We start from the raw sequence: 15462 nt of genomic DNA on the forward strand, positions 1-15462 counted from the left end.
CGGTCAGGTCAGACGGCGACGGCGGGCATCGGCTCGGCGCGCCATTCGAACCGCGGCCGCAGCACGCCTTCCCATTCGCCGTACCAGCCGTAGCGGTCGACGTCGCTGTCGAGCAGCTCGAACAGCATCACGTCGGGAAGGTCGAGCACCTCTTCGTCGCCCTGTCGCAGGATCAGGTTGAGGCGATATTCGTCGGCGTTCAGCATGTCCCCGGGGATCAGGCAGCTGATCCGATGACGGCCGGGGGTCTGGGCCCAGGTCGACTGCGGGCTGGCGACGTCGAACACCACCACGCCGCTCTGGTTCAGCACGCGGATGTCGAAGCGCAGCGGCTGGGAGCCGCCCATCCATTCGTAGTCGAAGGCGATCTGGAATGGCGTGTGAACGTCGATGAGGTGCGGATGGGCCTCGTCGAGCGACAGGGCCTGGATCGCGTGCAGCTTGGCCGAGCCGCCGGTCGGCGCGGTCTCGGGCGTCCAATGCCGAAGGCCCGACGGCCCTTCGGCGCCGGCGCGCAAGTAGGAGGAAAGGACGTCGTGGGTGCGCCCGTCGGCCGTGACCTTGCCGCCCTGCAGCAGGATCGAGCGCGGGCAGAGCGACTGAATGGCGGTGATGTTGTGGCTGACGAACAGCACCGTGCGGCCGTCGTGCGCCAGCTCGCCCATGCGGGCCAGGCACTTCTGCTGGAAGCCGATGTCGCCGACGGCGAGGACCTCGTCGATCAGCAGGATGTCGGTCTCCAGGTGCGCGGCGACCGCGAAGGCCAGGCGCGTGTACATGCCGCTGGAGTAGCGCTTGACTGGGGTGTCGATGAAATCGGCGACCTCGGCGAAGGCGACAATCTCGTCGAACCGGCGGGCGATCTGCTGGCGCGACATGCCCAGGATGGCGCCGTTGAGAAAGACGTTGTCGCGGCCCGAGAGTTCGGGGTGGAAGCCGGTGCCGACCTCGAGCAGCGAACCCACGTGACCGCGGAAGCGGACCTCGCCGGTAGTCGGTTCGGTGATCCGCGACAGGATCTTCAGGAGCGTGCTCTTGCCGGCCCCGTTCTTGCCGATCACCCCGACGATCTCGCCGCGGGCGATGTCGAAGGACACGCCGTTGAGCGCCCAGAAATCCTCAGGCCGGGGACGCCGCTCGCCGCGCAGCAGCTGGGGTACGCGCCGAACGCCCTCGGAAATCGTATAGCGCAGATTGGTCGAGCCGGCTCCGCCCAGGCTATAGCGCTTGGTGAGCTCGTCGACCCTGATCGCCCATGGCCGTTCGTTCTTCATATGATGTCCGCGAAGCTGCTCTCGATCCTTCGGAAGACGAAGAGGCCGACGATCAGCATGACCAACGCGCTGGCGGTGGACATGGCGACCAGATCGAACGGGAAGGGCCCGGTGTTCAGCATCGCCCAGCGATAGCCTTCGACGACGCCGGTCATCGGGTTGAGGCCGAGCAGCGGGCGCCAGGCCTCGGGCGCCATGCTGGACGGATAGGCGACCGGGGTGGCGAACATCCAGAGCTGCACCATCAGCGGCATCATCTGCCGCACGTCACGGAACCGCACGTTGACCGCCGCCAGCCCCGCGCCGACGCCGACGGTGGCGACGATGGCCAGCAGGGTGAAGGGAATGACGAACACCACCTTCCAGGTCGGCCAGACCCCGTAGAAGGCCAGCAGGGCGAGCAGGAACGCGAAGGCGACGGCCAGGTCGGCCAGGCCGCGCACGACCGCGGCGATCGGCAGGATCAGGCGCGGGAAGTAGACCTTCTCGATGAGCTGGGTGTTGCCGATCAGGCTATTCACCGCCCCGCTCACCGCCTGGCTGAAATAGGTCCAGATCACCAGGGCGGTGAAGCTGAACAGCGGGTAGGGGATGCCGTCCGACGGCAGCTTGGCCAGCTTTCCGAACACGACGGTGAAGACCAGCATCGTCGCCAGCGGCTGGATGATCGCCCAGGCGCCGCCGAGGATGGTCTGCTGGTAGCGGACCTTGAGGTCGCGCCAGACGAGGAACATCAACAGGTCGCGATAGAGCAGCAGTTCGCCGAGATTGAGCGCCCGCCAGCCGCTGGTGGGGCGCACCACGGTTTCCCGCAGGATGTGCGGGGGCGAAGCCTCGTGGTCCGGGAGTGCGGCGCTGTCGGCCATGTGGTTACGAGCTCCCTCGCGGTTCCCGAGCATTGGCCGACCCGAGCGCCCGCATCAAGACTCCATTTGCCGAGGCATTGATCACATCCGATGCTTAGGGAGTGTTAATATTGAAGCGCAATGGTCAATTGCTGTTTCGCTATTGTTGATTGTCTCCCGCCACTTTTGAGGAATGCTGTGTTGATCGACAGCCGCCGGCGCCGTGCCTTGATGTCGAAAATCGACCGCCGTATCGGCGCAGGGCTGTTCCTGAGGTTCCTGAGCACCGAGCCGGTCAGCCGGCGGTTCGGCTATGACCGCGGCACGCCGATCGATCGGTACTACATCGAGAATTTCCTGGCCCGCCAGGCCGGCGAGATCCGCGGGCGGGCGCTGGAGATCGGGGACGCGGCCTACTGCCGTCGCTTCGGCGGCGAGCAGGTGACGCGCCAGGAGGTGCTGCACGTCAAGGCGGGCAATCCGGAAGCGACCATCGTCGGCGACCTGGCCGAGCCGGGGGTGCTGCCGGACAGCGGGCTGGACTGCATCGTGCTGACCCAGACCCTGCACCTGATCTACGACATGAAGGCTGCGGTCGAGGGCATGCGGCGCGGGCTGAAGCCGGGCGGGGTCGCGCTGGTGACGGTGCCGGGGATCAGCCCGGTGGCCGAGGACCAATGGGGCACGACCTGGTACTGGTCGCTGACGACGCTGTCGGCCAAGCGGCTGTTCGGGGAAGTCTTCGGGCCCGAGAACGTCGAGGTCGAGACCTTCGGCAACGCCTTCGCGGCCACGGCCTTCCTGCAAGGGCTGGCCCATGAGCAGGTCAGCAAGCGCAAGCTCGACGAGGTCGACGACGGCTATCCGGTGACCATCACGATCAAGGCCCGACGCGCGGCCTAGAGCAATTTCCGATCTGATCAGATCGGAAATTGCTCAGGACTCTTTAAGTTTCGAGCATTTTCTTCGCCGAACCGCTAGCCACTTCGGCGGAAAATGCTCTAGGCGTTGAGCGCCGCGCTCAGCCGGCTGGCCGGCCAGTCGCCGACCTGCAGCCTGGGCAGCCGCAGGTGGTTGGCGCCCTTGCGCACCACATCGGCGTCGGTGGTGACGGCGACCACGAATCCGGCCTCGCGCACCACGTCTACGGTCACGTCGCTGTAGTCGCCGAAAGGGTAGGCGAAGGTCGAGGGCGTCGCGCCCAACAGCTCGGCGCAGACCTCGCGGCTGGTTTCGATTTCCGTCCGCTGGTCCTCGCGGCTGAGCTCGCTGAGCGCCGGGTGGTTGACCGAATGGGCGCCGAAGCTGATCACGCCTTCGGCGGCCAGGGCCTGAACCTCCTGGCGGGTCATGCTGCGGTGGCTCGAGCGTCCGGCCTGCGGCATGCCGTGGCGGCTGGCGAGGTCGGCCAGCAGCGCCCGGCGTTCGACCGGGTCGAGCAGGCGCATCGCCTGCCACAGCGCCTTGTAGGCCGCCTGGCGTTGCGGATTGGGAGCGTGAAGGTCACCGGCCGGACCGAGATCGAACGCATGGCGCCGCCCTTCGATCTCGACCTCCATGGACGTGACCGGGGCGCCGACGACGATGCGCTCCAGGTCGTCCCACCAGAACTCGTGGTCGGCGGAGATGGCGCTGGTGGTCAGGAAGACCGTGGCCGGCAGACCGTGGGCGGCCAGCAGCGGCGCGGCGTTGAGGCCGTTGCAGGCGTAGCCGTCGTCGAAGGTGATGGCGACCGCGTCGCGGGGCAGGTCGCCGCGGGCGTGGCGCTCGGCGAACTCGACCAGCGGCAGCACCGTGCGCCGGCGCTTGAGCCAGGCGAGCTGCTCGTCGAAATGGGCCGGGGTGACCGCCAGTTCCCAGGGATCGTACCCCGGCTCGTTGACGCGGTGGTACATCAGGATCGCCGGGCCGGCGGGCAGGCCGAGCATGCGGCGGCTGGCGGCCTTGAGGCGGCTCCCGGCCTTGCGGGCGATACGTCTGATCCTGGACATCCGAGGCCATTTCCCAGCACAGCAATGCTTGCCGGGCGGATTAAACGCCCAAATGCCTTAGTTGAGAATGAAGTTCGCGCCGGCCTTGCGCCGCGCGCCAAAGAAAAACGGCCCGGAGCGTGAGCCCCGGGCCGTTCCCTAGTCGGTCGATGAGGCTCGCTTAGGCGAACTGGTTCATCGTGTTGTGGACGCCGCCGGCCTTCAGCGCGGCTTCGCCGGCGAAGTATTCCTTGTGATCGTCACCGATGTCCGAGCCGGACATGTTCTGGTGCTTCACGCAGGCGATGCCTTGGCGGATTTCCTGACGCTGGACGCCCTTCACGTAGCCCAGCATGCCTTGCGAACCGAAGTACTCCTTGGCCAGGTTGTCGGTCGACAGGGCCGCGGTGTGGTAGGTCGGCAGGGTGATCAGGTGGTGGAAGATGCCCGCGCGCTTGGCGCCGTCCGCCTGGAAGGTGCGGATGCGTTCGTCGGCTTCGGCCGCCAGTTCGGTGGCGTCGTAGTCCACGCTCATCAGGCCCGCGCGGTCGTAGGACGAGACGTCCTTACCGGCCGCCTTCCACGCGTCGTACACTTGCTGACGGAAGTTCAGGGTCCAGTTGAACGACGGGCTGTTGTTGTAGACCAGCTTGGCGTTCGGGATGACGGCGCGGACGCGGTCCATCATGCCGGCGATCTGCTCGACGTGCGGCTTTTCGGTTTCGATCCACAGCAGGTCGGCGCCGTTCTGCAGCGAGGTGATCGAGTCCAGGACGCAGCGGTCTTCGCCGGTGCCTTCGCGGAACTGGAACAGGTTGCTCGGCAGGCGCTTCGGACGCAGCAGCTTGCCTTCGCGGTTGATGATCACGTCGCCGTTCTTCAGGTCGGCGGGGGCGATCTCTTCGCAGTCCAGGAAGCTGTTGTACTGGTCGCCCAGGTCGCCCGGGGTGTGGCTGACGGCGATCTGCTTGGTCAGGCCGGCGCCCAGCGAGTCGGTGCGGGTCACGATGACGCCGTCGTCGACGCCCAGCTCGAGGAAGGCGTAGCGGCAGGCGCGGACCTTGGCGAGGAAGTCTTCGTGCGGAACGGTGACCTTACCGTCCTGGTGGCCGCACTGCTTTTCGTCCGAGACCTGGTTTTCGATCTGCAGGGCGCAGGCGCCGGCTTCGATCATCTTCTTGGCCAGCAGGTAGGTCGCTTCGGCGTTGCCGAAACCGGCGTCGATGTCGGCGATGACCGGCACGACGTGGGTCTGGTAGTTGTCGACCGCGTCGATGATCGACTGCTCCTTGGCCTTGTCGCCGGCGGCGCGCGCGGCGTCGAGGTCGCGGAACATGCCGCCCAGCTCACGGGCGTCGGCTTGGCGCAGGAAGGTGTAGAGTTCTTCGATCAGGGCCGGGACCGAGGTCTTCTCGTGCATCGACTGGTCCGGCAGCGGGCCGAACTCCGAACGCAGGGCGGCGACCATCCAGCCCGACAGGTAGAGGTAGCGGCGGTCGGTGGTGCCGAAGTGCTTCTTGATCGAGATCAGCTTCTGCTGGCCGATGAAGCCGTGCCAGCAGCCCAGCGACTGGGTGTACTTGCCGGCGTCCAGGTCGTAGGCGGCCATGTCCTTACGCATGATCGCGGCGTTGTACTTGGCGATCTCCAGGCCGGTCTTGAAGCGGTTCTGCAGACGCATGCGGGCCACCGACTCGGCGTTGATGCCGTCCCAGGTGCCGTTCTTGCTTTCGATGAGCTGGCTCATCTCGATGATGTGGTCTTGATAAGACATGTGCCTCTTCCGCGATCAGCCGGGGGAACTCGGCCCGGTGCTGGCGGTCACCTAGGGCGGTCGCCCGGCGGTGTGGAGTCGCTGCGAGGTGCGGATGTAAGACTTTACGGACGATCTCTGTAATGCTGTAATGTCTCGACAAGCCCCGGAGTAAGAAGTGGCCGCTGAACGGCGCCTGTATGTCGGTCCGAGCCTGCGCCGCCTGCGCCGGGACCACGGCCTGACCCAGGCGGACATGGCCGCGGACCTGGAAGTCTCGCCCTCGTACATCGCGCTGCTGGAGCGCAACCATCGCCCGCTCAGCGCTGAAATGCTGCTGCGGCTGTCGCAGACCTACAAGATGGACATGGCCGCCCTGGCCGGCGACGGCGGGTCGGACGACGTGGCGCGGCTGCAGGCGGTGCTGAAGGATCCGATGTTCGGCGACATCGACCTGCCGACGCTGGAGAGCACTGACGTCACCACCAACTTCCCGGGCATCACCGAGGCGCTGCTGCGGCTCTACACCGCCTACAAGGAAGAACAGCTGGCCCTGGCCGACCGCAGCGCCGAGGGGCCGGCCGGCGACGCCGCCCAGGGCCCGGACGCGGCCGACCCTGTGGCGGAGTCCCGGCGGTTCCTGGCCGCGCGACGCAACTGCTTTCCGGTGCTGGACGACGCGGCCGAGCGTCTGGCCCAGCAGGTCGCCGCCCATGACAGCATCGCCGCCTATCTGAAGGCGCGGCACAATCTGCGGGTCCGGCGCATCCCGTCGAGCTTCATGGTCGGGTCGATCCGCCGGCTCGACTGGCACCGCAAGGAGCTGCTGCTCGACGACTCGCTCGACACCGCCAGCCAGGTGTTCCAGCTGGCCCTGCAACTGGCCTATCTGGAGATGCGCGAGGACGTCGACGCGGTGGCGGCCGAGGGGACCTTCGCCAGCGAGAGCGGCGAGCGGCTGACCCGCCGGGCGCTGGCCAGCTATGCGGCAGCCGCGATCCTGATGCCCTATACCGCCTTCGCCAAGGCGGTCGAGGCGCGGCGCTACGACGTCGAGGCCCTGGGCCGCCAGTTCGGGGCCAGCTTCGAGCAGACCGCTCACCGCCTGACCACCCTGCAGAAGCCCGGCCACGAGCGGGTGCCGTTCTTCTTCATCCGCGTCGACCCGGCCGGCAACGTCTCGAAGCGCCTGGATGGGGCGGGCTTTCCGTTCGCGCGCCACGGCGGCGGCTGTCCGCTGTGGTCGGTGCACCAGGCGTTCAAGACCCCGCGCGAAATCGTCACCCAGTGGCTGGAGCTGCCGGACGGCGAGCGGTTCTTTTCGATGGCCCGCACCGTCACCGCCGGCGGCGGCGCATTCGGCACCCCACGGGTCGAGCGGGCCATCGCGCTCGGCTGCTCGGCCGAGCACGCTCACCGGCTGATCTACACCCAGGACCGTCCGGGACCGGAAAGCGCCACGCCGATCGGGGTCACCTGCCGACTCTGCCATCGCACCGAGTGCACGGCGCGTTCGGCGCCGCCGATCGGCCGGCAGATCCTGGCCGACGACATCCGCCGCACGAGCGCGCCGTTCGGCTTTTCCGACGCTTAGGGCAAATTCTGCCCCTGGCGCGCCAAAGCGTCGCCCCTCGCGAACAAAACGCTTCAAACCGGCGCGCTTCCGTGCAGTAAAGCGCCGGAATGGTCCGGCGCGCTGCACTGCGGCGAAGCCCAGGGACGCTTTTAGTTGGGGACACGGGTCGCATGAACATCAGCAAATCCCTCACGGTCGACGACACGCTGCACGCCTTTGTGGAAGGCGAGCTGCTGCCGGGGACGGGCGTAGCTCCGGACGCCTTCTGGGCCGCGCTGGAAAAGGTGCTGGCCGACTTCACCCCGCGCAACGCGGCCATGCTGCAGCGCCGCGACGAGCTGCAGGCGCAGATCGACAGCTGGTGGCGCGAGCGTCGCGGCAAGCCGCTGGACGTGGCCGAGGAAACCGCCTTCCTGCGTGAGATCGGCTACCTGCTGCCCGAGCCGGCGCCCTTCGAGATCAGCACCGGCAACGTCGATCCGGAGATCGCCTCGATCGCCGGTCCGCAGCTGGTGGTTCCGGTCTCGAATGGCCGCTTCGCGCTCAACGCCGCCAATGCGCGGTGGGGCAGCCTCTATGACGCGCTATACGGCACCGATGCGCTCGAACCGCCGACCGGCGGCAAGGGCTATGATCCGGTGCGCGGGGCCAAGGTGGTGGCGTTCGCCCGGAGCTTCCTGGACCGCGTGGCGCCGCTGGCCTCGGGCTCGCATGCGGACGCCGCGGCCTATGTGGTGGCCGGGCAAGGGCTGGTCGTGCGCCTGAAGGACGGCCAGGAGGTCGCACTGGCGACCCCGGCCCAGTTCGTGGGCTATCGTGGCGAGGCGGCCGCGCCGGCCGGCGTGCTGCTGGCCCACAACAGCCTGCATCTCGAGATACTGATCGACCGCGCCCATAACATCGGCAAGGACGACGCCGCGGGCGTCTCCGACGTGCTGGTCGAGGCCGCCCTGACCGCCATCCAGGACTGCGAGGATTCCGTCGCCGCCGTCGACGCCGAGGACAAGACCAACGTCTATCGCAACTGGCTGGGCTTGATGCGGGGCGACCTGACCTCGACCTTCACCAAGGGCGGCCAGACCGAGACCCGCCGCCTGGAAGAGGACCGCACCTATACCGCCGCGAACGGCGGCGCGCTGACCCTGCGCGGCCGCAGCCTGATGCTGGTGCGCAATGTCGGCCACCACATGCTGACCGACGCCGTGACCTTCAACGGCGAGCCGGTGTTCGAGACCGCGGTCGACGCCCTGGTCACCGTCGCCGCCGCCCTGCATGACCTGAAAGGCGCGCGCCGCAACAGCAAGGCCGGTTCGGTCTATGTGGTGAAGCCGAAGATGCACGGCCCCGATGAGGTCGCGCTGGCCGTGCGCCTGTTCGACATGGTCGAGGACGCGCTCGGCCTGGAGCGCAACACCGTGAAGCTGGGCGTCATGGACGAGGAGCGCCGCACCAGCGCCAACCTGGCCGCCTGCATCCACGCCGCGCGGGACCGCATCGTTTTCATCAACACCGGTTTCCTCGACCGCACGGGCGACGAGATCCACACGGCGATGGAAGCGGGCCCGGTGGTCCGCAAGGACGCCATCAAGGCCGAACCCTGGCTGCCGGCCTACGAAAAGCGCAACGTCGAGATCGGCCTGGCCACGGGCTTCCCGGGCCGCGCCCAGATCGGCAAGGGCATGTGGGCGGCGCCCGACATGATGAAGGACATGCTGGCCGCCAAGGTCGGCCACCCGAAGGCCGGCGCCAACACCGCCTGGGTGCCGTCGCCGACGGCCGCGGTGCTGCACGCGCTGCACTATCACGAGGTCGACGTGCCAGCTCTACAGGCCGCGATGCTCAAGTCGGCGACCAAGACCGGGACCGACGAGCTGCTGACCCCGCCGCTGGCGAAGTCCAACTGGAACGCTGCCGACATCCAGCAGGAGCTGGACAACAACGCCCAGGGCATCCTCGGTTACGTGGTCCGATGGATCGACCAGGGCGTCGGCTGCTCGAAGGTGCCGGACATCCATGACGTCGGGCTGATGGAAGACCGCGCCACCCTGCGGATCTCCAGCCAGCACATCGCCAACTGGCTGCACCACGGGATCTGCACCGAGGCGCAGGTGCGCGAGACCTTCGCTCGGATGGCCAAGGTGGTCGACGCGCAGAACGCTGGCGACGCCGCCTATCAGGCGATGAGCCCCGACCTGGACGCCAGCATCGCCTATCAGGCCGCGCTGGAGCTGGTGTTCGAGGGACGCGTGCAGCCGAACGGCTACACCGAGCATGTCCTGACCCGCCGCCGCCGCGAGCGTAAGGCGCAGCTGGCCGAAGCCTGACGCCGGCCAGGCCGGGATCGTGCTGCGATCCCGGCCGCCCGTCGTTGCGGACGAGGAGAGGTCACGCGGGGACCAGGCGGCCTCTTGCTGGTCATCCGGGGCTCTGCATGCTTAAGTTGTCCCGGGGTGGGCGTGGAGACCTAGCGAGATGGCTGCGAGCGGACCTGTGGCTAACGAGCCCGAGGCCGGCGGCTTGCCCGTTGGGCGCGTTGCGTCGGAATTCCACTATCCGAATTTCGACTGGCTGCGGATCATCGCAGCGACCTCGGTGCTGTTCTCCCACGCCTTCCTGCTGGCGGAGGGAACCGAGGCCAACGAGCCGTTCTATCGGCTGACCGGATCCATCGCAGGCATCTACGGGGTCTGCGTATTCTTCGTCATCAGCGGGTTCCTGATCACCCGGAGCGCCTTTAACAGCAGGACGCTGCAGGCCTATGTCGTGGCCAGGGTGCTGCGCATCTATCCCGGGCTGGCGGTGTGCGCTCTGGCGACCAGCATCATTCTCGGGGTCAGCTTCACCAGCATGGATCCGGTCCGCTTCTTCGCGGACCTCGTCCCGCTGAAGTATACGATCAAGACCATCCTGCATCCCGGCACGCCGTACGACCTGCACAGCGTGGCGTTCTATGCGGACGATCGGGCGCTGGGACGGACCTTTAACGGCTCGCTTTGGACGATCCCGCAGGAGTTGATCTGCTACGTCGTGATCGGGCTGTTGCTGGCGCTTCGCCTGTTGCGCTGGCCGGTGCTGGCGGCGCTTCTGCTTCTGACATTGCCGATGGTCGGTCCATGGCGGGTCGACAGCGCGCCCAGGCCTTTCGACGACTTCCTGCTGGTGGGATCGTCCTTTTTCGCCGGGGCCCTGGTGTTCTTCGTCTGGCGTAGAGCCGAGCGCCTGCCAGCCTGGCCGCTGCTGGCCTGCGGGGCGGTCCTCGTCGCCGCGGTAGCCACGAACCACGCCTACGACCTGTTTCCGATTTACGGCGCCTACCCCTTGCTGATGCTGGCGACCGCGCGGCGCTTCTGCCTGCCCGACCTCAAGCGGTTCGGCGATGTTTCCTACGGCATGTACCTATACGGATGGCCGGTCCAGCAGACGTTCGTGGCCCTTGCCGGCGGCGTCGGCGCCATTTCCTGGCATGCGCTTTTCGCAGTGAGCACCCTGGCGGCGGGGGTGATGGGCTATGCATCCTGGCACCTGCTCGAGAAGCGTGCGCTACAGTGGAAGTCGCGGCTGGCCGGCCGGCGCGGGCGCCTTGTCGACCTCCGGCCGCAGGGGGCGAGGTCACAGTCCAGCCCATAGGGCTGGACCGCGGCGCTCAGGATTTGAGTTCGGCCAGATAGAGATGCGTCTCGTTGCGCAGCGAGAGCTCGCCGAACCGCGCAAGCGCCTTCTCGACCTCGGCCAACAGGCGTTCGCGTCGGTCCTGCGGGATCACATTGTAGTCGGATCGGGTGCGCAACTGTCTCACAAAGCCGGCGGCGGTGACGCGCTCGGACCAGGCGTAGGCTTTGCAGGTCACTGGTCCGAATAGGCCCGAAGCATCGAAGAGCGTGCGAACGGGGCCCTCCGGCAGGTACCAGGCTTGCGGCGGGGGGCGCCAAAGGTCCGGCGCGATCTCCGCATAGATGGGCTCGAGCACCTTCAAGGCCTCCGGTGGCGGAGGCAGTGGAACGTGCCCGAAGATCGCCAGCCACCCGCCTGGCTGCAGGGCTGTCGCCGCCTTGGGAAAGCTGACGTTCGGGTCGATCCAGTGCCACGCCTGCGCGGAGGCGACGAGCCGATAGCGCGCCGGCTCGGGAGCGAAACTCTCGAACCGATCGACGTGAAAATCGACGCCGGTCAGGCGCGTCTGCGCAAGGGCGATCAGGTCGGCGCCGGGATCGACGGCCACAACCTGCCAACCGCGGGCGAGCAAGCCGCTGGTCGCCTGGCCGCTGCCGCAACCGACCTCCAGGACCCACTGGCCAGCGTCGCCGACGACGTCCGCCAGATCATCGAACAGTTCGTCGGGATAGAGCGGGCGCACGGCGTCGTACTCGGCCGCCACCGCGTCGAAGGTATCCCGTTGATCGCTCAAAACCGCCCCGCACGCAAAAGATGTAGTGCGCTCAGGCAAGCAGAGGAATCCGGCGTCTGCAATGGGCCGCGTCTGTTTCGGCAGCGGCGTCCTTCAGTGATGGAAGGTGCACGCGGCGATCATGCGTCGCGAGCGATAGCCCAAACCGGCACACCGCCGGCGCGTCGAACGTCAGCGATGGGGCGGCTCCAGCCGCCGGAGACTAGCCGGCGCGGCCCATCATGCGAGCGAGATCGAAGACCGGATAGTCGGGGCGATACTCGCCCTTCAACACGGCGCATATGTAGCGGCCGGCGTTGCGCACATATTCCTGCTGGCTCTGAGCGGCGCGCTCAAGGGCGGGCAGTGCGGGCCGGGCCGTCTCGCCGAGCGCGGTGAGGGCGTTCAGCGCCTGCAGTTGGACCTGCCAAGGCTGAGGCTCGCCCGTGAGGGCGGCGAGGATGCTCACCGCTTCGGTGTCGCCCAGGCCGGCCGCGGCCTCGGCGGCGACTACGCGAACCTGGGCGAGCGGCTCTTCGTGCATGGCCGCGGCGAGCGGCGCGCGGGCCTTCGCAGCCTCGCCGCCCAGGATCAGCAGGCCCGTCGCGGCCCAGTAGCGCATCACAGGGTTTGGGTCGGCGAGCGCCTTGCGCAGCACTGGCAGGTTCTCTGGCCGTCCGCGGGCCGCCAGGCCGGCCAGCGCCATGACCTTGGCTAGCGGATAGGTCGCGCTACGGCTTGCCTCATAGCCCTCCGGCGCCATGCCCTCGGGAATGAAACCATTGTCGACGATGGCCAACATGTGGCGATCGAGAGCCGTGCGCAGGACGGCGAGCTGGCCCTTGGCGGCCGGATCGGCGGCGAGATTGCGGACCTGATCGCGGTCGCTCGAAAGGTCGTAGAGTTCCTCGAACGGCTTGGCCTGGAAGAAACGGCTCTGGTCGGCGTTCAGCGACCCGGCGCGGTAGGCGCGCTCCCAGTCCTGATAGCCTTTGGCCAGCCACTCGAAGGCGCCGTGCATGCCCCAGGGGCGGTGGGGCATGTAGTTGCGGATATAGCGCCAGCGGCCGTCGGTGACCGTGCGCACGAGGTCGTAGCGTTCGTCCATGCGTCCGCGCATGCCGAAGGCGTAGCGCTTGGCCGGTCGGGCGCGATGGCCGAGGAAGGCCGAACCCTGCATCTCCCGGGGCGGCTCGATCCCGGCCAGGGACAGCAGGGTCGGAGCGAGGTCGATGAAGCTGACCGGCTCGTCCACCTTGGAACCGGGCGGGCGCTTGCCGAGGTGCGCCCACTTCGGCGGCAGGTAGATGATCAGCGCGCAGCGCAGGCCCTCGTCGTAGCAGTAGCGCTTGCTGCGCGGCAGCGAGCCGCCGTTGTCGGAGTAGTAGAAGACGACGGTGTCGTCCGCGAGGCCGTCGGCCTGCAACTCCGCCAGACGTTCGGCCAGCTGGCCGTCCATCCGTTCCATGAGATTGTAGTAGCTGGCGAAATCACCGCGGATCGCCGGGGTGTCGGGCAGGTAGGCCGGGACGCGCACTTGCGCGGGCTTCACCGCGCCCTCGGTCGGCCTCAGGAACAGGCGCGACTCGTGCGTGGTCTCGTAGTTGAACACCGCCATGAACGGCTTGCCGGCCGGGCGGTCACGCCAGTGGGCCTTGGCGCCCGAGGCGTCCCAGATCGCGGCGGGATCGACATCGCTGTTGTAGTCGGTCTTGGCGTTGTTTGCGCAGTAGTAGCCGGCGGCGCGCAGCAGCTCCGGGTAGGTCTTCAGGTCACGGGGCAGGGACGCTCGGGCGCGCATGTGGTCGGCCGGCGCGCAGGATTCCGGATAGAGGCCGGTCAGGATGCCGAAGCGCGATGGCGCGCAGACCGGGGCGTTGGCGTAGGCGTTGCGATAGAGCAGGCCCCTTGCGGCCAAGGCGTCGATGGTCGGCGTGCGGGCCAGAGGATCGCCATAGGCGCCGATCAGCGGATTGTTGTCCTCGCTCACCAGCCAGAGGATGTTCGGGCGCGCTGCGGGCGCCGCCAACGCCGGGCCGGCCGCCGCCGCAGCAGCTGCTGTCGCAAGCGCGCTTCGTCTGGTGAGCCTGTTCGTCACTTCTTTCCCTCGTCCTTGGCCAGGGCGTCGGCATAGGTCTCGAACTTGGCCAGTCCTGCGGCGCGATCGTAGAGGATCATGGCAGGTCCGCGCGGCTCTACCGTCTCGTTTGGCAACAGAGCCTGCAGCTTCCTGACGATGGGGGCGTATTTCGCTTCCCCGGCGAGGTTCCGCAGCTCCCTGGGGTCGGCGACCATGTCGTAGAGCGAGGCGCCGAGGCGGCCGCCTTCCCATTCGGTGTAGCGCCAGCGGTCGGTACGCACGCTGCGCCCGCCCTGGACCTGGGAGTAGGCGGGACGGTCCCAGGCCGCCTTGCGCGGCGCAGCCAGCAGCGGCGTGAGGCTGACGCCCTCCAGGCCGCCCTTCGCGGGGAGTCCGGCCAGCTCGACCAGGGTCGGATAGATGTCCAGAAGTTCGACCGGCTTGGGCGAGGCCGCGCCGTTTCCCCGGGCGCCGGGCGAGCGGATGATCAGCGGCGTGCGCAGCGAAGACTCCCAGAGGGCGTTCTTCTGCCACTGTCCGTGTTCGCCCAGCATGTAGCCATGGTCGCTCATGAAGACGACGATGGTGTTGTCCTTCAGGCCCAGCCGGTCGAGGGCGTCGAGCACGAGGCCCACCTGGGCGTCCATGAAGGTGGTCGAAGCGTAATAGGCCTGCATCATCCTGCGCCGCTCGGCCTCGGGCGCGTCGTAGTTGGCCGGCCACATGTTCGAGGTCACCAGCGGGCGAACCGCGGCATGTTCGGGCGGGGCGTCCTCGATCCGGATCTTCTCGGGCGGGTAGAGGTCGAAATAGGCCTTGGGCGCGACGTCCGGGACATGCGGGCGGTAGAAGCCGGCGGCGATGAAGAACGGCCCATCCTTGGCCTTCTCGAGCATCTTGACCGTTTCGTCGGCGATCTTGCCGTCGGTCTGCTCGGCGTCCTTGCCCTCGTCGTCCAGATAGGCCCAGGCCGCGCCGTAGGGGATGCCAGGGGTCAGGTTCTTGAGCCGGCCGGCGATTTCGGCGTCCTTGTCGCGGCCACGCGGATTGACGACCTCGGTCCAGGACGGCGCGTCGTCGGGACCGCTGGTTCCGATGTGGGTGGGCACGCCCTGGTGAAAGATCTTCCCGACTCGACCGGCATAGTAGCCCTGCTGGCGGAAGTACTGCGGCAGCGTGACCACGTCGGGCAGGGCGGCGCGGAAGTCGGTCTTGAGGTCGAATACCCGCGTGGCGTTGGGGCGGCGGCCGGTCAGGAACGACGAGCGGCTCTGGGCGCATTGCGGGAACTGGGTGTAGGCGCGCTCGAACAGCACGCCTTCGCGCGCCAGCCGGTCGAGATTGGGCGTCTTCACCTCTGGAAAGCCGTAGCCGCCGAACCGCGCGCCGAGGTCGTCGCTCATGATCAGCAGCACGTTCATCGGCCGCTGGACGGCAGGGACGGATGCTGTCGCAGCGGGCGCCGGGGCCGCCGCGACGGGCGGGGCGATGGCGAGCGACAGGCCCGCGCTCAGGGCGAGCAGCGAGGTCTGAGCAAGGCGAAATACGGACGGCATGTGACTCCCTAGCCCGCTGCGGCG

At 67.9% G+C, this 15462-nt stretch carries 11 protein-coding genes; 4 read left to right on the plus strand and 7 right to left on the minus strand.

Features of this window, described 5'->3' with window-relative positions; genetic code table 11:
* Positions 1–8 precede the first annotated feature (8 nt).
* A complete protein-coding gene (locus OUA97_RS08740; protein ID WP_267231476.1) occupies positions 9–1274 on the minus strand; it encodes an ABC transporter ATP-binding protein in 1266 nt (421 codons plus the stop codon).
* Entirely contained in the window at positions 1271–2140 is an 870-nt protein-coding gene (locus OUA97_RS08745) for an ABC transporter permease (RefSeq protein WP_267231477.1), read from the minus strand. The genes OUA97_RS08740 and OUA97_RS08745 overlap by 4 nt, the downstream gene beginning before the upstream one ends.
* A gap of 210 nt (positions 2141–2350) precedes the next feature.
* Between OUA97_RS08745 and OUA97_RS08750 the strand changes: the two genes are divergently transcribed.
* The gene (locus OUA97_RS08750; RefSeq protein WP_267231478.1) at positions 2351–3022 is read left to right on the plus strand and encodes a methyltransferase domain-containing protein; all 672 of its coding nucleotides are present in this window, start codon (positions 2351–2353) and stop codon (positions 3020–3022) included.
* A 98-nt stretch (positions 3023–3120) separates the two neighbouring features.
* On the opposite strand, the gene OUA97_RS08755 is transcribed toward OUA97_RS08750, so the two are convergent.
* The gene (locus OUA97_RS08755) at positions 3121–4110 is read right to left on the minus strand and encodes a polysaccharide deacetylase family protein (RefSeq protein ID WP_267231479.1); all 990 of its coding nucleotides are present in this window, start codon (positions 4108–4110) and stop codon (positions 3121–3123) included.
* A 160-nt stretch (positions 4111–4270) separates the two neighbouring features.
* Positions 4271–5863, minus strand: a complete 1593-nt coding sequence (locus OUA97_RS08760; protein ID WP_267231480.1) for an isocitrate lyase — start codon at positions 5861–5863, stop codon at positions 4271–4273.
* A gap of 157 nt (positions 5864–6020) precedes the next feature.
* On the opposite strand from OUA97_RS08760, the gene OUA97_RS08765 reads away from it, so the two are divergent.
* From OUA97_RS08765 to OUA97_RS08775, 3 genes are all read left to right on the plus strand, one after another.
* Positions 6021–7436 (plus strand): helix-turn-helix domain-containing protein, encoded by a 1416-nt coding sequence (locus tag OUA97_RS08765; RefSeq protein ID WP_267231481.1) that lies wholly within the window; start codon positions 6021–6023, stop codon positions 7434–7436.
* Between the two features lie 152 nt (positions 7437–7588).
* Positions 7589–9742: a malate synthase G gene (locus OUA97_RS08770; protein WP_267231482.1), complete on the plus strand. Its 2154-nt coding sequence runs from the start codon at positions 7589–7591 to the stop codon at positions 9740–9742.
* Positions 9743–9890: 148 nt separating this feature from the next.
* Positions 9891–11045: an acyltransferase family protein gene (locus tag OUA97_RS08775; RefSeq protein ID WP_267231483.1), complete on the plus strand. Its 1155-nt coding sequence runs from the start codon at positions 9891–9893 to the stop codon at positions 11043–11045.
* A 16-nt stretch (positions 11046–11061) separates the two neighbouring features.
* Here the strand turns inward: OUA97_RS08775 and OUA97_RS08780 are convergent, their stop codons facing one another.
* From OUA97_RS08780 to OUA97_RS08790, 3 genes are all read right to left on the minus strand, one after another.
* Complete coding sequence (locus tag OUA97_RS08780) at positions 11062–11862, minus strand: class I SAM-dependent methyltransferase (protein ID WP_267231484.1); 801 nt, start codon at positions 11860–11862, stop codon at positions 11062–11064.
* 163 nt (positions 11863–12025) lie between these two features.
* On the minus strand, positions 12026–13900 hold the full coding sequence (locus OUA97_RS08785) for a sulfatase-like hydrolase/transferase (protein ID WP_267231486.1): 1875 nt from the start codon (positions 13898–13900) through the stop codon (positions 12026–12028).
* A complete protein-coding gene (locus tag OUA97_RS08790; protein ID WP_267231487.1) occupies positions 13897–15438 on the minus strand; it encodes a sulfatase in 1542 nt (513 codons plus the stop codon). The genes OUA97_RS08785 and OUA97_RS08790 overlap by 4 nt, the downstream gene beginning before the upstream one ends.
* Positions 15439–15462 lie beyond the last annotated feature (24 nt).

The organism is Phenylobacterium sp. 58.2.17, assembly GCF_026411515.1.
GTDB lineage: Bacteria > Pseudomonadota > Alphaproteobacteria > Caulobacterales > Caulobacteraceae > Phenylobacterium.